Source organism: Maribacter sp. UBA3344, assembly GCF_002362375.1.
Lineage (GTDB): Bacteria > Bacteroidota > Bacteroidia > Flavobacteriales > Flavobacteriaceae > Maribacter > Maribacter dokdonensis.
On the sequence record NZ_DERI01000009.1, the window covers coordinates 335,847 to 358,216 of the forward strand.

General features: G+C 37.7%; 14 protein-coding genes. 13 read left to right on the forward strand and 1 reads right to left on the reverse strand.

The genetic code is table 11. The annotated features are described in order from the left end of the window. The first annotated feature begins 63 nt into the window (after nt 1–63). The 8 genes from B2Z27_RS06600 (at nt 64) to B2Z27_RS06635 (ending at nt 12,092) form a co-directional block, all read left to right on the forward strand. Nucleotides 64–633 carry an RNA polymerase sigma-70 factor gene (locus B2Z27_RS06600; protein WP_058103765.1) on the forward strand — a complete coding sequence of 190 codons (570 nt, stop codon included), beginning with the start codon at nt 64–66 and terminating at the stop codon, nt 631–633. 120 nt (nt 634–753) lie between these two features. Further along, nucleotides 754–1,719, forward strand: coding sequence for a FecR family protein (locus B2Z27_RS06605; RefSeq protein WP_091606498.1), 966 nt, complete (start codon nt 754–756; stop codon nt 1,717–1,719). A 207-nt stretch (nt 1,720–1,926) separates the two neighbouring features. Continuing rightward, entirely contained in the window at nt 1,927–5,148 is a 3,222-nt protein-coding gene (locus B2Z27_RS06610) for a SusC/RagA family TonB-linked outer membrane protein (protein WP_286813017.1), read from the forward strand. 20 nt (nt 5,149–5,168) lie between these two features. Beyond that, nucleotides 5,169–6,926, forward strand: a complete 1,758-nt coding sequence (locus B2Z27_RS06615; protein WP_099189555.1) for a RagB/SusD family nutrient uptake outer membrane protein — start codon at nt 5,169–5,171, stop codon at nt 6,924–6,926. A 93-nt stretch (nt 6,927–7,019) separates the two neighbouring features. Beyond that, nucleotides 7,020–8,819: a metallophosphoesterase gene (locus B2Z27_RS06620; protein ID WP_286813018.1), complete on the forward strand. Its 1,800-nt coding sequence runs from the start codon at nt 7,020–7,022 to the stop codon at nt 8,817–8,819. Between the two features lie 145 nt (nt 8,820–8,964). Continuing rightward, entirely contained in the window at nt 8,965–10,263 is a 1,299-nt protein-coding gene (locus B2Z27_RS06625) for a DUF5690 family protein (protein ID WP_286813019.1), read from the forward strand. After that, nucleotides 10,250–11,407 carry a TIGR03364 family FAD-dependent oxidoreductase gene (locus B2Z27_RS06630; RefSeq protein WP_058103760.1) on the forward strand — a complete coding sequence of 386 codons (1,158 nt, stop codon included), beginning with the start codon at nt 10,250–10,252 and terminating at the stop codon, nt 11,405–11,407. Before B2Z27_RS06625 ends, B2Z27_RS06630 begins: the two co-directional genes overlap by 14 nt. 1 nt (nt 11,408) lies before the next feature. Continuing rightward, nucleotides 11,409–12,092, forward strand: coding sequence for a phosphonatase-like hydrolase (locus tag B2Z27_RS06635; RefSeq protein ID WP_286813020.1), 684 nt, complete (start codon nt 11,409–11,411; stop codon nt 12,090–12,092). A 66-nt stretch (nt 12,093–12,158) separates the two neighbouring features. On the opposite strand, the gene B2Z27_RS06640 is transcribed toward B2Z27_RS06635, so the two are convergent. Continuing rightward, entirely contained in the window at nt 12,159–12,725 is a 567-nt protein-coding gene (locus tag B2Z27_RS06640; protein WP_082642945.1) for a helix-turn-helix domain-containing protein, read from the reverse strand. Nucleotides 12,726–12,983: 258 nt separating this feature from the next. On the opposite strand from B2Z27_RS06640, the gene B2Z27_RS06645 reads away from it, so the two are divergent. From B2Z27_RS06645 to B2Z27_RS06665, 5 genes are read left to right on the forward strand one after another with little or no spacing between them, the layout of a single operon-like run. Beyond that, nucleotides 12,984–16,163 carry a SusC/RagA family TonB-linked outer membrane protein gene (locus tag B2Z27_RS06645; protein ID WP_286813022.1) on the forward strand — a complete coding sequence of 1,060 codons (3,180 nt, stop codon included), beginning with the start codon at nt 12,984–12,986 and terminating at the stop codon, nt 16,161–16,163. Nucleotides 16,164–16,193: 30 nt separating this feature from the next. Next, a complete protein-coding gene (locus tag B2Z27_RS06650) occupies nt 16,194–17,747 on the forward strand; it encodes a SusD/RagB family nutrient-binding outer membrane lipoprotein (protein WP_286813024.1) in 1,554 nt (517 codons plus the stop codon). Continuing rightward, complete coding sequence (locus tag B2Z27_RS06655; protein WP_286813025.1) at nt 17,737–19,404, forward strand: alkaline phosphatase family protein; 1,668 nt, start codon at nt 17,737–17,739, stop codon at nt 19,402–19,404. The genes B2Z27_RS06650 and B2Z27_RS06655 overlap by 11 nt, the downstream gene beginning before the upstream one ends. A 17-nt stretch (nt 19,405–19,421) precedes the next feature. Further along, nucleotides 19,422–20,774, forward strand: a complete 1,353-nt coding sequence (pbfA, locus tag B2Z27_RS06660) for a (R)-1-hydroxy-2-aminoethylphosphonate ammonia-lyase (RefSeq protein WP_286813026.1) — start codon at nt 19,422–19,424, stop codon at nt 20,772–20,774. A 6-nt stretch (nt 20,775–20,780) separates the two neighbouring features. Beyond that, nucleotides 20,781–22,367, forward strand: a complete 1,587-nt coding sequence (locus B2Z27_RS06665; protein WP_286813027.1) for a purple acid phosphatase family protein — start codon at nt 20,781–20,783, stop codon at nt 22,365–22,367. Nucleotides 22,368–22,370 lie beyond the last annotated feature (3 nt).

Here is a 22,370-nt window from a genome sequence, read left to right on the forward strand (position 1 = left end):
TTTTACCTAATGTTTACAATGTTATAATATCACTTCAATTAATTTATAGGAGATTTGTGAACTATGAAAGTGGAGGGAATAGATAACGGTAGTATTGAAAATTTGGTTTTGCGTGTAAAAAAGTCGGACCAAAAAGCATTCAATATATTGTTTACAGAGTTATGGGATCCAATGTATTCCTACGCTTGTTCTATACTCATGAATGACAGTCTAGCCCAAGATGTGGTGCAGGATATTTGGGTAGATTTTTGGCAACGAAGACAAGATTTGGATGTCAAGTTTTTAAAATCTTACCTATATAAATCTATTCGTAATAAATGTTACAATCATTTACGCAATCAAAAATTCAATAAGATTCAGTTAGAGGTTGCACATACATTGTCTGTAGCATCAGATGTGGATCAAAATGATGATGTCATTGAATTATCTACCAGAATAAATAGTGTCATCTCTCACCTTCCAAAAAGATGTCAGGTAATTTTTAGACTTAGTCGTATAAATAATATCGACAATAAGGAGATTGCCCATAAATTGGATATTTCCCAACGTTCCGTAGAGAACCAAATTTCTTTTGCCTTACGCCAATTGCGAAAAGAACTTGCCGTGGCAAAAACCTTGTTTTTCTTTCTTTAGTTTCCTTTTCATTATCTAAAAGTTAAGCACACCGTTGTTTTGTTAAGTAACCATTAAGCCTGCTTTTTGGAGTGTGCGTGCCCCTTAGGTTATGGTACTTGTGATTGTAACAATAGTATAATGACCGAAAAAGAAGTAAAAATACTCATGAACAAGTACCTAAATGGTACAATTACAACTACAGAAGAAAAACTTTTAGAAAAGTTTGATGCTTCTCTAATGCTTGATAAAGAAGGTCATGTATTTAAAAATGATGATCATAGAAAACAGGTAGGGAAAAAACTGCTGAAGAGAATACATGACAAGCAAAATAGAAAGTCGGATAAATCTTGGGTGAAAGTTGCTGCAGCTATTGCGATAATAATCAACCTAGGGGTTTTAACATATTTAGGGTTAAATACAGAAAATAAAAAGACGGTTACTGTATCACAAATAGTTGAAACTACAGAATGGGGTCAACGAAAAGATTTTGTGTTAGCTGATGGTACAGAGATAAAATTGAATTCGGGAAGTACAATTTCATTTCCAGAGAAATTTTTGGGCAACACCAGGGAGGTCACCTTAGTGGGCGAGGCTTTTTTTAATGTGGCAAAAGATAAGACCAAACCTTTTATCATAAAATCCGGAGATTTAAGCACTACGGTTTTGGGCACATCATTCAATATTAATGCCTACCCTAAAAGCAATGATATTTTGGTAACCGTTGCTACGGGTAAAGTGCAAATTGGAGCTAAGGATAATACGGTGTTCTTACTGCCCAATGAACAGGGCGTATTTCATAAAAATTCTGATAGTATTTCAAAAAACGATGTTGATACCAATAGTTTGATCAATTGGCAAAAAGGACTTTTAACGCTGAATGATATAACCATGAAAGAGGCACTTGATGTTTTAGAGAAGTGGTACGGAGTCACTTTTGTAATTCATGATGATACGCCGTTAGATTGCCATATTACCGCTTCGTTCAATAATGAAAGTTTGTCCAATGTTTTAGAAAGTATCACTTATGTGAAAAAGGGTTTGTCTTTTCAACCCTTGAAGAACAGTACAATTCTAATCAAAGGAAAATGTAGAGATAATGACTAACAAACCAAAAACCAATTATGATGTAGACCTAAACCTAAAAAAGTAGACAGCCTGTAACACTTTGGCGAGCTAAACAGGCTGTCAATTATTCAAAGATTATTTATAAAAAACAACCATTAAACATTATGTGAAATTATGAATTTGCTAACTAATAAACAATTTATCAAGTTGACATTCAATACGTTTTGTCTCCTTATGATCATGGCGATGCTGAATCCCATACTTGCAGCTGACCTTAGGGGCCAAAAATTAGAAAATTACAAAGTGGATATCGCCGTTGAAGGCGCTACGGTATTGGATATTTTAACCAATATCGAAGATCAGACAAATTTTAATTTTGTGTACGATCGCAAAGTAGGTAAGCTTAAGAATACCTATAGTGTAGCTTATGAAAGCGTGTCTTTACGATCCGTTTTAGAGCTAATGGCCAAAGATGCCAATTTAACCTTTAGAAGGATTAATAACACTATTTCTATTACCGTAAAGCCAAAGGTTTTCAAAAGAGTGGTAGAAGTTGAGTTTTTGACCGTTAATGGTACGGTTACCGATCAGGGTGGTGTTCCATTGGTTGGTGCTACGGTACTTGAAAAGGGAACTTTAAACGGGGTCACTACAGATTTTGATGGTAACTTCACAATTGATGTTAAGAGCGATGCTGTATTGGAGGTGTCTTATTTGGGCTTTACAACACAAGAAGTTGCCTTGCAGGGCCAAACCACAATAGCTGTTCAATTGGTGGAAGATGCTACGCAATTAGATGATGTTGTTGTTGTGGGCTATGGTACTCAAAAAAGATCGGATGTTACGGGATCCATTGCATCGGTTAAAAGTGAAAACTTCAATAAAGGGGTAGTTGCCAATCCTGGTCAATTATTACAGGGTAAAGTTGCCGGTGTAAACATTACTTCGGTAAGTGGTGAGCCTGGCGCTTCACAAAATATTGTTATTCGTGGTATTGGTAGTTTTAGATCGGGTACTTCGCCTTTGTTCGTAATAGATGGTTTTGTCATAGATAATACTTCTACGGGTGTGGCCTCTAATCCTTTAAATTTTATCAATCCTCAAGATATTGAATCCATGGATGTGTTGAAAGATGCATCTGCTGCCGCTATTTATGGGGCACGTGCTGCAAATGGGGTTATTGTAATCACTACTAAAAAAGGAAAAACCGGTAAAACGGAAATGAATGTTTCGGTTTCTACGGCTTTTGCAACATTGGCTAATAAAATAGATGTGTTTTCTGCAGATGAGTTTAGAAGACAGGTGCCAGCTGTTGGTGGTACTTTGGTAGATGGAGGCGCAAATACCAATTGGCAAGATGAGCTTACACAAACAGGTATTTCTAAAAACGTAAACTTTTCAATGAGTGGTGGGGCATCTGATAAATTCAATTATTATGCTTCTGTAGGGGTTGACGATCAAGAGGGTACGTTTGCCAATAGTTCTTTAAAAAGATATTCTGGCCGTTTAAACTTGAATCAAAAGGCTTTGGACGGTAAGTTGAATGTAGATTTCAATTTATCCGCTTCTAGAACTTTGAACAATAGACCAGATGCTGGTGCTACGGTTGCAGATATGTTAGAGCTGAACCCTACAATACCTTTATACACAAATGGTGAACCCACTTTGTTAGATGATAATAGATTAAACCCATTGATACGTAATGAAATCTATGCCGATGAGTCTAATAGTAACCGTATTTTGGCGAATATTTCTCCATCTGTAGAGATTGTAAAAGGATTAACGTACAAACTTAATTTGGGTGTAGATTATTCCTCTACAAATAGAGATCAACAACGTGCGCCATATGCCTTGTTAGAAGATTTAAATCAAGGGTATTTAAATAGTTGGATCACTACCAACCAGAATACACAGGTAGATAACACGTTGACCTATACATTTGAAAAAGGAGATCATGGAGCAACAATTTTGGTTGGTCATTCTTACCAAGAAGTGTTCTTCCAACAAAAGAAATTTGAGTTGCAAAGTTTTGCGGATAATGGTATTGATCCAAGATATCAAGATCAGATCAGTAGCCAAGAATTTCCTACTAGTTTGTTCTCTACGGCAGAGAAAAATGAATTACAATCTTTCTTTGGTAGGGTAAATTATGATTATCAAGATAAATATTTATTGACTGCCACCATGCGCGCAGATGGTTCTTCAAAATTTGGAGAGAACAATAAGTACGGTTATTTTCCTTCTGTAGCCTTAGGTTGGAATATAAGTAAAGAGAATTTCCTGTCAGAAAGTACCATTGTGAACAACCTAAAGCTACGTGCTAGTTGGGGTCAAACGGGTAGTCAAGAAGGTATAGATAATAAAGTGTCATTGGCAAGTTATATTGATAGTAAAAGTGATAATGACACCTATCCTTTAGATGATAGTGCTACCACATTAGATGGTTATCCATTTGGTACGGTACCTGCTCGTACTGCAAATCCTAATTTAAAATGGGAAGTTGCCACTCAGACCAATATTGGATTGGATTATGGTTTCTTGAATAATAAAATTACGGGTACGGTAGATTATTTTAATAAGGTAACTACAGATGTAGTATTGTTTGCCAATAGAGTGGATCCTATTCAACCAACCGAGAAAATATGGACCAATCTTGAAGATTTGGAAATACATAACTCCGGTGTAGAATTTGCGTTGGATTTTAGAACAATGATCGGTGAAGATTTCTCTCTTAATGTAGGTGGTAATGCTACTTTCATTAAAAATGAGGTTACGGACTCTCCTTTTGCCATTATTACCACAGGTGCCGCACAAGGTGGTGGGCAAACTGGCGCAACGATCAACGGTTATTTGAACAATGAGGCTATAGGTACCTTTTACATGAAAGAGTTTATTGGTATTGGTGATGACGGTTTAAATCTATTTAGAGATGTAAACGGAGACGGTGAAATTTTAGATGATGACCGTATTGCTGCAGGTAGTGCCCTGCCAGATTTTACTTATGCCTTCTATTTGAATTTTGATTATAAGAATTTTGATTTAGGATTTAATTTTAATGGGGTGTCCGGTAATAAAATTTACAACCACACCGTAATGTCGTCATTCTCAAAAGGACAATTAAGCAGAAATTTGAATACTACTGATTTCGCTATTCAGTTTCCAAACGAAGATGTTAATAATTCCAATGAGGTATCAACCAGATATTTGGAAGACGGTGCTTACCTGAAATTGAACAATGCTACGTTAGGGTACAACCTTTTGGCCAATAAAATTGGGTTAGATGATTATGTGAACGATATACGCTTTACGCTAACGGGTCAAAATTTATTCATCATTACGGATTATACAGGCTACAGTCCAGAAGTAAACACAGGTAGTGAAATAGATGGTATACAAACTTTTGGTATAGACCGGTATACTTACCCTAATTCAAGAACCATCTTGTTTGGTTTAAATGTATCCTTTTAACACAAAAAAAATCTATCAAAATGAAAAATAAACTAATTATATCATCACTGGTTCTGGTCTCTTTGTTGACATGGAGCTGTACTGATCTAGAAGAAGAATTATTAGATGAATCATTAACAGGTGCCCAAGCAGAAGTGATTAGTGGGGCTATTGCACCCGCTTACGGTTATATTTCTTGGACATGGAGGCATACCAATTATTATGGTCTACAGCTTATACCATCAGATGAGGCAATACTACCTTATAGAGGAGGAACGGATTGGTTTGATGGTGGTAAGTTCTTGGCGGCTCATAGCCATAATTTCACCCCTACTAATGATTTGGTCGCTAGTGGTTGGAATGAGCTTACCACGAATATTTCAAGAACCTTGGCCGCCATTGAAGTACTTACTCCGTTAGCGGATGAGGGAGATGCGGAAGCAGCAGGGGCATTGTATGAAATGAAAGCCTTAAGAGCGTATTTGAACATGTTATTGCTAGACAGTTGGGGTATTGTTCTTAAAAAAGAATCATCTGAAGAGCTTTCAGAGGTTTTAAGAACACAAGATGCCATAGACTATATTGAGAGCGAGTTGTTGTCTGTTGTTGATGTGATCAATGATGATAAAGGACCTGGTAGAATGTCGCGTTCTGCTGTATATGGTTTTTTGGCTAGATTGAACTTGAACGCTGCCGTGTACCGTGACCCTTATGGTACGCCTAACTTCACGCAGGCAGATATGGACCAGGTAATCACATATACCAGTAATATTATAGATTCCGGAAACTTTTCTTTATCTCCAGAGTATTTTGAACTGTTCAATGATGAGAACCATTCTAACCCAGAATTGATATTTGCTTTAGATCAACGTGGTGTATTGACCCAGGAACATAGTCGTTGGGCATATTGGTCTATTGCGGGGTCTATGTTTCCAAGACCTGAGTGGCCTAGTGCCGATGGAACTGACGGACCTGCCGTTACTTCAGATTTTTATCAAACGTGGGTAGATGCCTATGGAGATGTTGATCCTGCGGATGCAGATGCTCGTTTCTATCAAAAAAATACCTTGGTTCCAGATGCTCAACTGGCAGATTTGGAAGGGCGTGAAAAATTATTGGAAACTGAGACCGAAGATAGTTTTTACTGTGTACAAGATGTTGCTTTTGAAATGGATAGAGGTATTCTTCGTGGTATACAATGGGGACCTAGAAAAGGTGATGACGGCCAGTTTCTTACCTGTGAAGACGGTACTATTAAAATTTTACCGGTAAGACAGATAAAAGGAAATGGTCCTTCTCGAGATATAGGGTACGTAGATCATACTTTGGAAATAGATTTTACCAATGAAGGATCTTTGCATAATACGGGCTACAGGGCATCTAAGTATCAATTCAGCCGTACCTCACCAAATGGTAATGGTAACAGTAGTGTTGACTTGGTGTTGATGAGACTTGCCGAGGTATATTTAATGCGAGCGGAAGCCAAACTAAGAAATGGCGATGCTGCCGGTGCATTGGCAGATGTAAATGTGGTAAGAACTTCTAGAACGGCACGCCCGGAACAAACGCCAGATCCTTTAACTGCGGTAGATACGGATATCTTATTTCGCGAGCGTGGTTTTGAATTGTATTGGGAAGGGTTTAGAAGAGGAGATCAAATTCGTTTTGGAAAGTATGAAGATACTTGGACGGAAAAAACGGATACCGATGTAAACCATAGATTGTTCCCAATTCCACAAAGTGCCGTTGATGGTGCTTCTGGTATAGATGGTTTCTTAGAGCAGAACCCTGGGTATTAATCAAAAATTAGCTTTAATAGGAAACGGTAAGAATGTGAATTCTTGCCGTTTTCTTTTAATATATGATTGTTCATGAAAATTAATTTTAAAAGTATGAAAGGTTATATGTCAACTTTCTTTGTTCTATTATTTCATTTGGCGTGTACTTCTCAAACTATAAGGAACGAAGTTCAAATTGCCTTCATGGCCGATGTTCATTTCGCAGATGTGTATCCTGAATTTGAAGAATTAAATCCTAATGTGTATACAGACACCGTGAATGGTAAAAATGTTTTAATACGGTCAATGGAATCACAATTACATTCTACCCGATTGTTCAATGAAAATTATTTCGCTTTTCAGGCGGCTTTAGATGATGCCGTCAAAAGAGGAATTAAAATTATTGCCATGCCTGGCGATTTTAGTGATGATGGTCAGCCTGTTCATATTAAAGGTTTAAAGAAAATAATGAATCGTTATGCTGAGGAATACAATGTGTCTTTTTTTATGGTAAATGGTAATCATGATCCCACTAGACCTTTTGGAAAACAAAGTGGTGAACGTGATTTTCTTTCAAAACATGGTCGATTGCAACCTATTATGAGTACTAAAGGCTTATATACATCGAGCACTATAGCTGAGGAGCCTACAGTGATTGCTAAAGAAATTGCGGAGTGGGGGTATAAAGAGATTTTAGAAGAGTTGAAAGCGTATGGCTTTTTTCCGCAACAAAAGTTCAGATATTGGGAAACTCCTTTCTCTACTTATGATTATGAAGGCTATACTTTTAAAAAAGCGGAATTGGCATCTAAACTGGATAATAGATTTTCGTCTAACGCTACGTTAAAAACAATTCCAGATGTAAGTTATCTGGTAGAGCCGGTAGAAGGGGTTTGGCTTATGGCTATAGATGCTAATGTGTACACGCCAAAATCAGATGGTATAGGGTTTAATGGTTCTGGTATAGGTTATAATGAAGTATTGACATATAAACGATATCTGCTAGAGTGGACAGAAAAGGTGGTAGAAAACGCCAATCGGTTAGGTAAGACGTTAATTGCGTTTAGTCATTACCCTATGGTCGATTTCAATGATGGGGCAACTGATGAAATGAAACAGTTATTCGGTGTCAATAGTTTTCAAGCGCATCGTGTGCCCGATGAGGTCGTAGGTGAAATTTTTGCCGATATGGGATTGAAAGTACATGTGGGTGGGCATATGCATTTAAACGATACGGGTATCATAACTACCAAGAATGGTAATACATTAACGAATATACAAACTCCTTCATTGGCTGCTTATCCGCCAGCTTATAAGTTAATGACCATAAAAAATACATCTAAGTTGGAAGTAGAGACTGTAGTTTTGGATTCGGTAGCTTCCTTCAATTCTTTTTTTGAAAATTATAAAAAAGAGCATGATTTCCTAAGAGATAATTTTCCTGATAGAATGTGGAACGACACTATTTTGGCATCATCCAATTACCTCGATTTTACAAATATACATTTACAGGAATTGGTGCGTTGGCGTTTATTGCCTAACAATTGGCCTGAACATTTAAAAAAGTCATTGTTAAATAAAAGTGGATGGCAATTGGTTCAAAAAGTTCTAGGCGAGGATTTTTCTGAAAAGGAATTATTGTTGAAAATGAACAATGCTGGTGTTTCAGAAACTGATTTTAAAAATTGGAGTGGTGGAGATTTAATTTTAGATTTTTATCGACTTAGAAATGCTGATGGAATTGCATTGATTGATATTGAACATAATAGATTAAAAACATATAGTTTTTTGTTTGATGTATTGCAACGGCAAACTGGAAATGAAGATATACTTTCATTACAATTATTTGCGCTAATTTTTCAAAAACAGATGAATGGGGAAGAGTCTATAAAATTTAAGGTCCATTTAGAATAATGTTTGTAACAATCTCCTCAATAATTCAGAGGTTTAACTTAATCCATCACTTTTTATAACCATCTAATAACATTTAAAAAGTTACTAATAGTAAATAAATATAGATTTTTGAGGTAATTATTTACTATTAGTAAACAAATGTTACGTGTTTAAGATTTCTAAAATTAATATGGCCGTACTGTTAAATGGAGCTTTTGCTTCGTTCGGACTTTACTTTTGTATGTATGCTTTTAGAAAGCCTTTTTCAGTAGCCACATTTGATGGTCAAATGTTGTTTGGTATCGACTACAAAATTTTGCTCATTTTGGCTCAGGTAGTAGGGTATATGCTTTCTAAATTTATTGGTATTCGGGTGGTTTCTGCATTGCAGGTACAACATAGGGTAGCCTATTTAACGGGCATGATCTTATTTGCAGAATTGACATTGGTACTATTTGGTCTGCTGGCAAGTCCATATAATTTCATACTTTTTTTCCTTAACGGACTTTCCTTGGGTATGATCTGGGGAATTACGTTTTCTTTTTTGGAGGGTAGAAAAATGACCGAGATACTGAGCATTATTCTATGTTCTAGTTTTATAGTGTCTAGCGGTGCCTTAAAATCTGTTGGGTTGTGGTTAATGACCACCTACGCAATTTCCGAATTTTGGATGCCTGCGGTTACGGGAGCCCTATTTCTTCTGCCGTTTTTCATTTGCCTGTATTTTTTAAACAAATTGCCTCCACCAACAGCAGAGGATATTAAACTCAGAAAGAAAAGAAAACCAATGTGTGCAGCGGATCGTAAAAAAGTCTTCAGCAAATTTTCTTTTCCGATTATAATTTTAGTGGTCTTTTATACCGCGCTTACCGCGTTACGGGATTTTAGGGATAATTTTTCTAGAGAATTATGGGACAGTGTGGGGTATGCCGGTGATGCTTCTATTTATACACTATCTGAACTTCCAATAGCATTTTTGGTGTTACTTGTATTGGGGTTGTTCGGGTTGATAAAAAATAACTTTAAGGCTTTTATGGGGTTTCATTTCTTGTTGATACTGGCAAGTGTGCTGGTAGGGGTTTCTACCTTTTTATTTCAACAAGGCGCCCTTCAGCCTGTGTATTGGATGGTGTTTATTGGTTTTGGACTTTATGCCTGTTATGTGCCGTTCAATTGTATCTTTTTTGATCGGATGATCGCCACTTTTTCTATTAAAGGTAATGCTGGTTACCTTATTTATATTGCAGATTCCTTTGGTTACTTGGGTAGTATGGCAGTACTACTTTATAAAAATTTTGGAAGCCCAAATAGTTCTTGGCTACAGTTTTTCATGGGTGCTACCTACTGTATTGCCTTTTTGGGTGTAGGTGTTTCTATAGTATCCATGTACTATTTTCAAAAGAAATACAAGCAAAATAATTCTAGTATCCATTTTAAAATCCCCATGGTTAATGGCAGATATTGAGTATGATTTAGTTGTAGTTGGTGGTGGTGTGTTAGGTACTTTTCATGCCTATCATGCCATGAAAAAAGGGTTAAAAGTAGCTTTGCTTGAAAAAGATGCTATGCCCAAAGGGGCTACAGTTCGCAATTTTGGACAGGTGGTACCCTCTGGTATGAATACCAAATGGCAACAATACGGTCGTAAAAGCTTAAAGATATATAAGAAGATCCATGCTAAATTTGATATTTCGGTACGGCAAGAAGGATCTATTTATTTGGCTTCTAACGATGATGAAATTCAGCTAATTGAAGAGTTGAAAGAAATTAACAGAGCCAATGATTACACTTCTATTCTTTTTACAAAGACGGAATGTCTTAGAAAATACCCAGGATTAAATGAACGGTACGTAAAAGCTGGCTTATTCTTTCCTGAGGAAATTACTGTAGAACCTCGCACCATGATCGGTCGTGTACATAAGTATTTAAAGAAAAAAGGGGTAAGCATTTTTTATAAGGCTAAGGTAATTGAATGCAATGCACTTAATAATGAAGTAAGCACTCAATTGGCAAACGGTAGAATGTTGATGTCTGCAAAGGTAATTATCTGTAACGGTAGTGATTTTAAAACGTTGTATCCAGAACTATTTTCCACTAGTGATTTAGAGGTTTCTAAGTTACAGATGATGAAAACCAAATCACAAGGCGATTTTAAAATTAGCGGATCTATTTTAACGGGACTTTCCATTAGAAGATATGAGGCTTTTGCTGAGTGTCCGTCTTATTTAAAGATCAAATCCAAAGAACCAATGGATAGTCTTGAGAAAAAATGGGGAGTACACATTCTATTTAAACAAGCTATGGATGGTGGGGTTATTCTTGGGGATTCTCATGAATATGCAGATGCGGACAATATTGATGATCTTGGGTTCGACTTAAATATGGATATTGATGATCTAATGCTAACAAGGGCCAAAGAAATTTTTAACCTGCCCACCTATGAAATTGAACAGCGTTGGTTTGGCATGTATTCTCAATGTAAGAATTCTGATATTTATGAGCGCACCATAGATAGGAATATTCATATTGTTACCGGTATTGGGGGTAAGGGAATGACCGGTAGTGCAGGTTTTTCAAAACAGAACATTCAACAAATTTTTAATATTTAGCATGCATACAATTAAATTGGCCGTATTTGATATGGCAGGTACTGTTGTCAATGAAGACAATGTAGTATATAAGACTTTACAAAAGGCGATCAATGAGAGAGGTTTTCAATTGACCTTGGATTTTGTGCTGGAACACGGTGCCGGTAAAGAAAAACATCAAGCAATAAAAGATATTATTATAGCAGACATCGGTAGTGTTGATGCAGAAATGGCAGCTTCCATTTTTGAAGATTTTAAGGTGTTGCTTAATGAAGCATACCATAAGCTAGACGTAGGTAGTTATGAAGGGGTAGAACAGATGTTACTGTCATTAAAAGAAAATGGCATTAAAGTAGCTTTGAATACAGGGTACGATAGTAAAACCGCCCAGTTATTATTAAATAAAATGGATTGGACCAAAGGCAAGCAGTATGATGTTATAGTAACGGCAGATGATGTGGTTCTTGGTAGGCCTAATCCAGATATGATCGTTGAGGCAATGATGAAACTTAACGTTCATGATGAAGAACAGGTGCTAAAAGCTGGTGATTCCATAATCGATATTGAAGAGGGTAAAAATGCAAATTGTGGGGTTACGATCGGGGTGACCACTGGTGCACATACCAGACATCAGTTATTAAGTGCAAACCCAACCCATGTTCTTGATAGCTTAACCGAATTAAGGCAGCTGCTATTACCATCTTGAAAAGTAAAATAAAATAAAAAAAAAGCCACTGATCGTGGCTTTTTTTTATTTGTATGTTCTGGTTGGTTATATAAAAAAGTAAAGTACTAACATAGTTGCCGTATTGTTGCTCCTGTTTTCTGGGACATGGGCAATTCTACCATCAAAAAATATAGAATCTCCTTCTTTGATCAGTACCTCCTCTTCGTCTATAATATAGTAGCATTCACCTGAAAGCATGTATTTGAACTCATAGGCATCGGTCTTTACCTTGTCTCTTTTAGAGTTGGGGTGAACGTGTAATAATACGGCTTCAAAACCTAGGCTATTAAGCTGTTTGCCAAAAATAAGCGAATAAGAAAATCCAATAGCATCGTCTTCTTTTTCAATAAAGGTATTATCCTCTTTTCTAGAAACAATAAAATTGGCTCCGTTAGATTGTGGTAGTCCGCTAAAAAAATCGGTCACTTCAATATCCAAGGAACTTATAATTTTTAATAGTACGGGTAAAGAGGGAATTGTTCTACCATTTTCTATTCTAGAAATAAGTCCTGCTGTTACTCCGGCGCGCATGGCAATTTCACTAATAGTCAAACTCCCGTTTTTACGAATTTCTTTGATCCGTTTGCCAATTCCAATAAGGTAATCATCCATTGATAAGTGTTCTCCTACAAACATAATGAAAAATAAAATGTATTGTTTTTTGGTAGGTGCTACAGCTGTAATCAGCCATGGTGCAGGGACTTAACATAAAACTTACATTTTGCATATTTGTAAATAATGTTTAACTAACTATAAGCTAACTTTAACCTTGTAATGGTTGCAATTGCTTAATGTGTAATAGGCTTGTCATTGAATTTTCATTTAGATATTTGCTAAACTAACAAACCAAAGTTTACAAATACGAACAAAATGAAAAAAACATTATTAATTACAATGCTTGTGTTTTTAGCAAGTTTTGTAGCACATGCCCAAACGGTATTTACGGGTAAGGTGTTAGACGAAAATCAAGTTCCTTTACCTGGTGCTACCGTAGTAGTGAAAGGAACAACGAACGGGGTGGCTACAGATTTTGATGGCAACTTCAGTATTGAACTGAATGGTTCAAATGACATTTTAGTGGTATCCTATATTGGGTATATTGCTCAGGAGTATAATACAGCGAATAAAATTACGGGTACCATAAACCTACAGCCCGATTCTCAACAACTAGATGAGGTTGTAGTTACCGCATTGGGAATAGAAAGAGAGAAAAAATCTTTGGGTTACGCCTCTCAAGAATTGGATAATGACGAGGTTGTTCAGGCACGGGAGCCAAACTTATTGAACAGCATGTCCGGTAAGGTGGCCGGTTTACAAATTACCAACAGCCCAACCGGATTGGGTGGCTCGGCAAGGGTTTCTATACGTGGTGATGCTTCTCTGAACATTAATGGTAACTCGCCATTGTTCATAGTAGATGGTACACCTATCAGTAATGAAATTGTTGGTTCTAGTGGATCAGGTACGCAGAGTGTAGATTATGGTAATGGTGCAGCTGAAATCAATCCGCAAGATATAGAATCGATCAACGTACTAAAAGGTCCGGCTGCAGCAGCGCTTTATGGATCAAGAGCGGCAAATGGTGCTATAATCATAACAACTAAAAAAGGGAAATCCCAAAGTAGTAAGCTTGGTGTTTCTTTTAATACGGGTATTACCGTAGAAAATGTATTAATGCTGCCAGACTGGCAAAATGAGTATGGACAGGGGAATAACCAACAGTTTTCTTTTGTGGATGGTAGTGGTTCCGGTATTGCCGATGGTGTTGATGAAAGTTGGGGTCCAAGATTGGATACCGGACTTATGATCGCACAATTTGACTCGCCAAGAACAGATGGAACCAGAGGTGGTGACACCTCGGTCAGTAATGCCGATATTATTCCTACACCATGGGTGTCTCAACCTGATAACACAAAAGATTTCTTTGAAACTGGTATTACAAAGACCAATAGTATTGCCATTTCTAAAAGTGGTGACATGGGAAACATGAGATTGTCATTTCAGAACTTAGATCAAGAAGGTACATTGCCCAATACTGATCTCAATAGAAATACCTTAAGTTTTTCCGGAACCATGAATGTATCGGATAAAGTAAAGGTAAATGCCAATCTTAATTACGTAAAGACAGATAGTGACAATAGACCTGCAGTAGGTTACGGTACGGAAAGTATCATGTACCTGTTCATTTGGTACGGGCGCCAATTGAATACCAATAACCTTAGAGATTATTGGCAACCTGGTCTAGAGGGTATACAGCAGTTTAACTACAACTACAACTATCATGACAACCCTTATTTTACTATGTATGAGAATACCAATGCGCAAGATAAAGATCGTATGTTCGGTAATGTAAGTCTTACTTATGACATTAGTGAAAACTGGAAGTTGTTGCTTCGTAGCGGTCGTGATTTCTATAGAGATTTTAGGGTTCGTAAAAGAGCGTTCAGTACGCAGCGTTTTCCTTTTGGGACATATCAAGAAGATAATATTTTCTTTGAAGAAAGTAATTCTGATTTCTTGTTGAGCTATGATAAAACCTTTGGAGAAAAGTTTAATTTAAATATTTCCGCAGGTGGAAACCAATTACATCAAAAGCAAGATTTTACAAAAAGTGTAGCTCCGCAGTTGATCAATCCTGGGGTGTATTCATTTAATAATAGTAGACAGGCGGTGCAAGTGAGCTCTAACAACAGTGAAAAGCGCATCAATAGTTTATATGGTTATGCCAGATTTGGCTATGACAATGTATTGTTTATGGACATTACAGGAAGAAATGACTGGTCTAGTACATTGCCAGAAGGTAATAATTCATATTTCTATCCGTCGGTTACATTAAGTGCCATTGCCAGTGATATGTTCAATATGCCAGACTGGGTAACGTTTGCCAAGGTAAGGGCTGCTTATGCTGAGGTAGGTAATGATACCGATGCGTATAGATTACGTAGTTTTTACCAAAATGAGACTCAATTTGATAGTTCAACACCTATATTGACAGAATCTTCATTGATACCAAATGCAAATTTAAAACCAGAGATAACCGGCTCTTATGAATTTGGACTGGACCTGCGTTTTCTGCAAAGTAGAATTAATTTGGATATGACCTATTATGATAGCGCTACCAAAAACCAGATCATAAATATTAGTACGGATATTGCCAGTGGTTATAGCAGTCAGTTGATCAATGCGGGCGAAGTTCGTAACTACGGTTTTGAGGCCATTGCCAACTTTGTTCCAGTGTTAACGGATAATTTTAAATGGAGCTCAACCTTCAATTTTGCCACTAATAAAAGTGAGGTGAAAGATTTGGGTGATGATATCCAATTTACGTTGACCGAGGCTAACGGAGCATATATACAAGCTCGTGAAGGAGGTTCTATCAGTGCTATTTATGGTAGAGGTTTTCAAAGGGTAGAAGATGAAACTAGTGAATACTTTGGGCAAATGATCATTAATAATCAAGGTATTCCAGAACGTACAGATGATTTGGTATACCAAGGTGATTATGCACCAGACTTTACATTGGGTATACAAAATACCTTCAAATACAAGAATGTTGATCTAGGGTTTTTAATCGATACCAGACAGGGCGGTATCGTAGTATCTAGAACTAAGACTATTGGTAGTACTTCTGGGCAACTGCAAGAAACTTTAGAAGGAAGGGAAACCGGAATTGTTGCAGAAGGTGTTATAAATACGGGAACGGCAGAGAACCCTGTATATACTCCAAACACTATAAATGTGGATGCTAGAACATTCAATAATAGATATTATGAAAGGGATAATGTAGAAGCGGCAAAGTATGATGCTTCTTATACCAAACTTAGAGAGGTTTCATTAGGATATTCATTTCCGCAAAAAATGATCGATCAATTACCGATCACCAATGCTAGAATTTCTGTAACTGGTAGAAACCTGATTCTATGGACGGACAATCCTCATTTTGATCCAGAAACGGTTGGTGTTTCCGGGGGTACGTTGCAACCGGGTATAGAAAACATGAGTTACCCAAGTTCGCGTTCGTTCACCTTTAACCTACAGGTTAATTTCTAATTGACGAAAACTAAATAATATAAAGAAATCATGAAAAAAATACTATTACTTCTAATATCCTTGGTACTTGCGGTTAGCTGTACCGAAGATTTTGAAACGATCAATATAAATCCTAATTATCCGGCTTCTGCACAACCAGAACTTTTATTGCCGGGCGTACAACGAGAAATGGCCTATAATTGGGGAAACCAAGGTTGGGAAGAAGGTTTTACCGTGGTACAATATGGCGCTAGGTTGCAGTTTACCAGTGGCGATACCTATAACTGGTCTCCGTCTGGTGATCCTTATGACAATGCATATGCGTCTTTACGTGATGTGGAAAATATCATTAGGGATACCGAAACCAATGAAGAAGCGCAAAATTACTATGGTGTTGCCTTGGTAATGAAATCTTGGATTTATTCTTACGTAACCGATGCCTATGGTGATGTGCCTTATTCTGAAGCTACCAGTGGTATTGAAGATGGTAACGTAACTCCTGCTTTTGATGCTCAAAGCTCTATTTATGCTGGTATTTTGGCAGATTTGGAAACTGCGAACACCGTTTTAACGGGAGCTGGCAATATATCTGGTGACATCATCTATAATGGTGATATTGAAAAATGGAGAAAGTTTGCCAATTCATTGAGGTTGCGTTTGCTAATGCGTATCAGTGATGTTGATAATGCCACCGCAGTTGCGGGTATGGCTCAAATAACGGGTAACCCATCTGCCTATCCAATTTTTGAAAGTAATGAAGATATGGCTTTTGTAGAGTGGAATTCTGATAACCCACAACCAAAATATGACGCCCGTAGCGGTAGTTTTGACGAGGTGAGATTAAGCCAAACTCTTGAAACCCGTTTAAAGGATCTGAACGATAATAGACTATATGTTTTTGCACAGCCAACCACAGATTCTGATAAAGGTATTTTCTCTGAAGATTTTAATGATTATGTAGGTATGCCCAATGGGTTGGATGATGAAGCGGCATTAGGATATAGTCCCTCTGGAAACCCAGATGAGTCCGGCTCAAATTTCATCTCTAGACTAGGTATTCTTTTAGCATGTAGAGCCTGTAACCCAGAGCAGGCTTCGGCTACGGCTTCACATACAATTATAATGAGCTATTCTGAACTTCAGTTTATTTTGGCAGAAGCTGCTGAAAGAGGATTTATTTCTTCTGGCGATGCAGCTATGTATTATGAAAACGGAATTAGAGCTTCATTTGCATATTATACAGAAAGAGTTGCCGCTGGCGGATGGTCAGATATTGCCAATGCTATGCAAGCAACGGATCTTGAGGCTTATGTTGGTCAAGATGCTGTAGCATTAACTGCAGCTACAGATGATAATTTGGCGAAAATTGCGCTTCAAAAATGGATATCGTTATTCTATACCGGTTTTGAAGGATGGTCAGATTGGAGAAGAACGGGAATGCCAGAAGTAATTCCAGGACCAGATGCTGTTAACGATGGTATGGTTCCGGTGCGTTTTCAATATCCAAATTCCGTAAAATCTACCAATAGCGAAAACTACAATGCCGCTGTACAAAGTATGGGTACCGATGATATTAATACCAAACTTTGGTGGGATGTTGATTAAGCATAGGGTTAAAAAGTACACTTCAATTATAACACTGACCATAGGGATGACCTCCCTATGGTCTTGTGATTATGACAAGTTGGATAAAATGGGTTCTGAAACTACCCATGTTGTGGTAATTGGTTTTGATGGGTTGAGTCCAGACGGACTCCAAAATGCTGATACGCCTACTTTTGATACTATGATAGAAGAAGGTGCTTCAACCATGCACGCAAGGGCAGTTTTACCCACAAGTTCAAGTACCAATTGGGCTTCTATGATTATGGGTGCCGGACCGGAACAACACGGTATTACATCCAATGCTTGGGAAAGAGATAATCTTACCTTACCTGCGGTTACACAGAGCGAACCTTTTTTGTTTCCCAGTATTTTTCATTTGATTCGTGAGCAAAGAACATCGGAAAAAATTGGAGCTATTTATCATTGGGGTGGTTTTGGACGGTTATTTGAGAAAAATGCGGTAGACTTTGATGAAAATCCTGCTACCGAGGAAGAAACTGCTGTGAACGCCAGTAGTTATATCAAAGTAGAAAAACCCTTATTTACGTTTGTCCACTTTGATCATATTGATCATGCTGGTCATGAGTTTGGTCACGGTACAAAAGAGTATTACCATGCGGTTGAAAAGGCAGACTCATTATTGGCGGAAATTATGAAGGCCATTACAGAATCTGGTATGGCAGATAATACTATGGTAATCATTAGTTCTGATCATGGCGGTAAGGGCAAAGGCCATGGTGGCGAATCTATGGAAGAAATTGAAATACCTTTTATACTTTGGGGCAAGGGTATAAAAAAAGATTATAGGATAAAATATCCGGTATACCAATATGACAATGCTGCAACTGTTGCACACGCCCTTCAAATTAAAACACCACGTGCATGGATCGGTAGACCTGTACTTGAGGCTTTTGAGGGTGAAAATGTGGAAGATGGTTACCCTACTTTGGTACAGTTGAAAAAACCAAGATTAAATAGACCGGCAAAAGGCTATGCAGCAGATGGGGGCTTGTTCAATGATGAGGCCCAGTTAGTATTAGAGAACCCAAATGCCTACGGTGAAATTAGGTATACGCTTAATGGTGCAATGCCAACGAAAGAATCCAACACCTTTACACAGTCCATAGTTCTAAAAGAAAATACGGTGGTAAAGAGTGCCATATTTGTTGCTGATAAGTTGAGCAGTAGGGTTTCTGAAGCATTTTTTAGGATAAAACCAGCATCGCTTAAAGCTCCTGTTTCTTATGAGGTTTTTCATTTGAACGACCTTTCCTTTATTCCATCAATAGGGAATAGAAAACCAGATGCTAGGGGAGCCGTTTTTGAATTTTCATCGGAAGAAGTTCGTCAGCATATACAAGCAAACACATTGTTCAGGTTTAAGAGTTTGCTCAAAATAGAACATGAAGACAGTTACAACTTTGCAGTAAGATCAGATGATGGTAGTAAGCTGTACATAGATGGTCACTTGGTTGTCGATAATGACGGGGACCATGGCGTAAGAACAAAAACAGGAAGTATTGAAATGGACAAAGGTAGTCACACCGTTGAGGTGCTTTGGTTCAATGGCGGTGGTGACGGTTGGTTAGATGTTTATATTGAAGGTGATAAAACGCCTAATCAAATTTTATCTACGGATTTTTTAAAAGCGCGATAATGTTGAATGACCGTAATATGAAACATGATCCATTGCAGAATAAACGTACCGAAGGAGATATAAATAACACCCATGCCAGAAATGATTGGATTGATGGTATTACCGATGTAAAGACTTTAAGGTTATTGGAAAAAGATGCCCGTTACTTTTTTCATCAAGCTTTGTCTACGCCTTGTTTAGATGTGCTTGGTAATTGTAGCGGTCCACATATAGAGAATATATCCGGTAAGCGATATTTAGATTTTCATGGTAACAATGTGCATCAACTGGGGTTCTCACATCCTAAATTGGTAAAGCGCTTAACGGAGCAGTTACAGGGGCTGTCTTTTTCTACCAGGAGATATACGAATGAACCTGCTATAAAATTTGCGGAGAAGCTGGCTTCATTGCTTCCATCGGATTTAAATAGGGTTTTAATGACTCCAAACGGGAGTTCGGCGGTAGGTATTGCTTTAAAATTGGCACGCGCCGTTACCGGTAAATTTAAAGTGGTATCGTTTTGGGACTCTTTTCATGGCGCATCTTTAGATGCTATCAGTGTTGGTGGAGAAGCTGTTTTTAGGGAATATATGGGACCAATGATACCAGGTGTAGAAAGAATACCTCCACCTGTGACCTATAGGGGTATTTTTGAAGGCAATGAGGCTAAATGCTTGGAATATCTGGAATATGTATTTGCAAAAGAGGGTGATATAGGTGCTTTTATCGCAGAGACGGTTCGCAATACGGACGTTCAATTGCCTTCGGTCACATTTTGGAAAGCGGCTCGTGCATTATGTGATAAGTATGGGGTTGTTCTTATTTTAGATGAAATACCCATTGCTTTGGGCAGAACCGGAAAAATGTTCGCTTTTGAACATTACGGTATAGAACCGGATATTCTTTGCTTGGGCAAAGGTTTGGGCGGTGGTATTTTTCCACAGGCCTGTATGGTTACCAGAGATAGGTATAATACCTTCCCGGACATTTCATTGGGGCATTATACCCATGAAAAAAGTCCCTTAGGTGCCATGGCGGCATTGACGACCTTAGAAATTATAGAAGAGGAAAAAATACTGCATAAGGTTGCGGGAGATTCTTTGACAATGTGTACTTCAATGACCATTTTAAAGGAAAAGTACGAACTTATAGGCGATATACGTGGTCGTGGATTACTATGGGGCGTTGAGTTGGTAATCAATAGGGAGACGAAGGAGAAAGCGGTGGAAAAAGCTGAACAGGTTATGTACAATTGCCTTAGAAATGGTCTGAGTTTTAAGGTATCCGCAGGTAATGTACTTCAATTGGCTCCAGCGTTGACCATTACTAGAACTGAATTAAAGAATGCAATACAAATTTTAGAACATGCGCTAGATAGCGTTAGTAATTAATGACATATGAAACTATTGAATTTTACTTTTTTGGCAACCTATTTTTGTGGTGTTGCCTTATATGCCCAAGAGACATCGGTATTTGTGGTTAAGCCTTATTTGCAAGATGCGAACCCTACCGAAATTACGGTAATGTGGGAGACTTCTTTGGGAGAAGAAAGCGTGGTTGAGTTTGGTACATCACCTAAGTTGGGTAAAAAAGCGGTAGGTGGTGCTGAGGATATCAACTTTGGTCCATCTCGTATTCATGAGGTAAAACTAACGGGACTAAAAAGATTTACTACCTATTATTATCGTGTAAAAACAGATAAGTTGGTGTCAGATATTTATCAGTTTAAGACACCTCCATTTGCAAGTGATAATGAGTCGTTCAATTTTTTGGCTATGAGCGATATGCAGATTGATCACCAAAATCCGGATAAGTTCAATGAAATTGTAAACAAAGGTATACTGCCCTTCTTGAAGTCGGAATATGGCAATACTACGCCAGATGATTTGGCAATGGTTTTAATACCTGGAGATTTGGTAGAGAACGGTGCAAAGTATGAGCAGTGGCAAAACGACTTTTTTAAGCCTGCGCAAAAACTTTTTTCAGAAGTGCCTGTGTATCCTGTACTGGGTAATCATGAAAGAAACGCAAACTATTATTTTAAATATTTTAGTTTGCCTAAAAATGGTACACCCGCATATGCAGAGCATTGGTGGTACAAAGATTATGGCAATACCAGAATTATCGGTCTTAATTCAAATGAAGGATACCGTGATAGTCGTGAGCAATTTGCTTGGCTGAAATCATTGCTTGAAGAGACGGCTAAGAATGGGGAAATAGATTTTGTGTTCGCACAATTGCACCATCCGCACAAATCTGAATTATGGATTCCTGGTGAAGAAGAATCTTCAGGTAAGGTGGTAAAAATGTTAGAGGAATTTACCACCAAAACAGGTAAGCCTAGTTTGCATTTTTTTGGACATACCCATGGCTATTCTAGAGGGCAGTCTAAGGATCATAAACATCTTTGGATCAACGTGGCGTCCGCGGGTGGTGCTATTGATAATTGGGGTGAGTTTGAGGGTAGGGACTATGATGAATTTAGTGTTACCCAAGATGAATACGGATTTGTCATGGTAGAGGTTGATGGTAATCATGAGAATCCAAAATTCACCATCAAAAGAATCAGTAGGGGAAATGAAGAGTTGTATAGGGACAATGAAAAAACAGATGAAATTGTCATTTATGCCAACTCACATCAACCGGAAACTCCAATAGCTATTGCATTTAGTGGTGCGGTGGAGTATACTGGCGGAATGTTAAAGGCGCAACCTTTTAAAAGTTCCTTTAAAGATGCCTATCATGCGGCATCACATTGGCAAATATCCACAACAGAGGATTTTGATACATTGGTTCTGGATAGTTGGAAACAATCTGAAAATTGGTACTACGGCGAGAACAGGCAAAAAAACGATAACTTAACCGATGAGCCCACTAAAAGATTAAATCCGAATACCAAATATTATTGGCGAGTACGCTATAGGGACCAACATTTAAATTGGAGTGATTGGTCAAAAACTGAATCATTTAAAACGAATAATTAATTT

What these genes read in the sequence shown, in the direction of transcription:
- B2Z27_RS06610 (WP_286813017.1), top strand. Translation starts at nt 1,927, where the DNA reads ATGCTGAATCCCATACTTGCAGCTGACCTTAGGGGCCAAAAATTAGAA.
- B2Z27_RS06665 (WP_286813027.1), top strand. Translation starts at nt 20,781, where the DNA reads ATGAAACTATTGAATTTTACTTTTTTGGCAACCTATTTTTGTGGTGTT.
- B2Z27_RS06620 (WP_286813018.1), top strand. Translation starts at nt 7,020, where the DNA reads ATGAAAGGTTATATGTCAACTTTCTTTGTTCTATTATTTCATTTGGCG.
- B2Z27_RS06600 (WP_058103765.1), top strand. Translation starts at nt 64, where the DNA reads ATGAAAGTGGAGGGAATAGATAACGGTAGTATTGAAAATTTGGTTTTG.
- B2Z27_RS06645 (WP_286813022.1), top strand. Translation starts at nt 12,984, where the DNA reads ATGAAAAAAACATTATTAATTACAATGCTTGTGTTTTTAGCAAGTTTT.
- B2Z27_RS06605 (WP_091606498.1), top strand. Translation starts at nt 754, where the DNA reads ATGACCGAAAAAGAAGTAAAAATACTCATGAACAAGTACCTAAATGGT.
- pbfA (WP_286813026.1), top strand. Translation starts at nt 19,422, where the DNA reads ATGAAACATGATCCATTGCAGAATAAACGTACCGAAGGAGATATAAAT.
- B2Z27_RS06655 (WP_286813025.1), top strand. Translation starts at nt 17,737, where the DNA reads ATGTTGATTAAGCATAGGGTTAAAAAGTACACTTCAATTATAACACTG.
- B2Z27_RS06630 (WP_058103760.1), top strand. Translation starts at nt 10,250, where the DNA reads ATGGCAGATATTGAGTATGATTTAGTTGTAGTTGGTGGTGGTGTGTTA.
- B2Z27_RS06640 (WP_082642945.1), bottom strand. Translation starts at nt 12,725, where the DNA reads ATGGATGATTACCTTATTGGAATTGGCAAACGGATCAAAGAAATTCGT.
- B2Z27_RS06635 (WP_286813020.1), top strand. Translation starts at nt 11,409, where the DNA reads ATGCATACAATTAAATTGGCCGTATTTGATATGGCAGGTACTGTTGTC.
- B2Z27_RS06650 (WP_286813024.1), top strand. Translation starts at nt 16,194, where the DNA reads ATGAAAAAAATACTATTACTTCTAATATCCTTGGTACTTGCGGTTAGC.
- B2Z27_RS06615 (WP_099189555.1), top strand. Translation starts at nt 5,169, where the DNA reads ATGAAAAATAAACTAATTATATCATCACTGGTTCTGGTCTCTTTGTTG.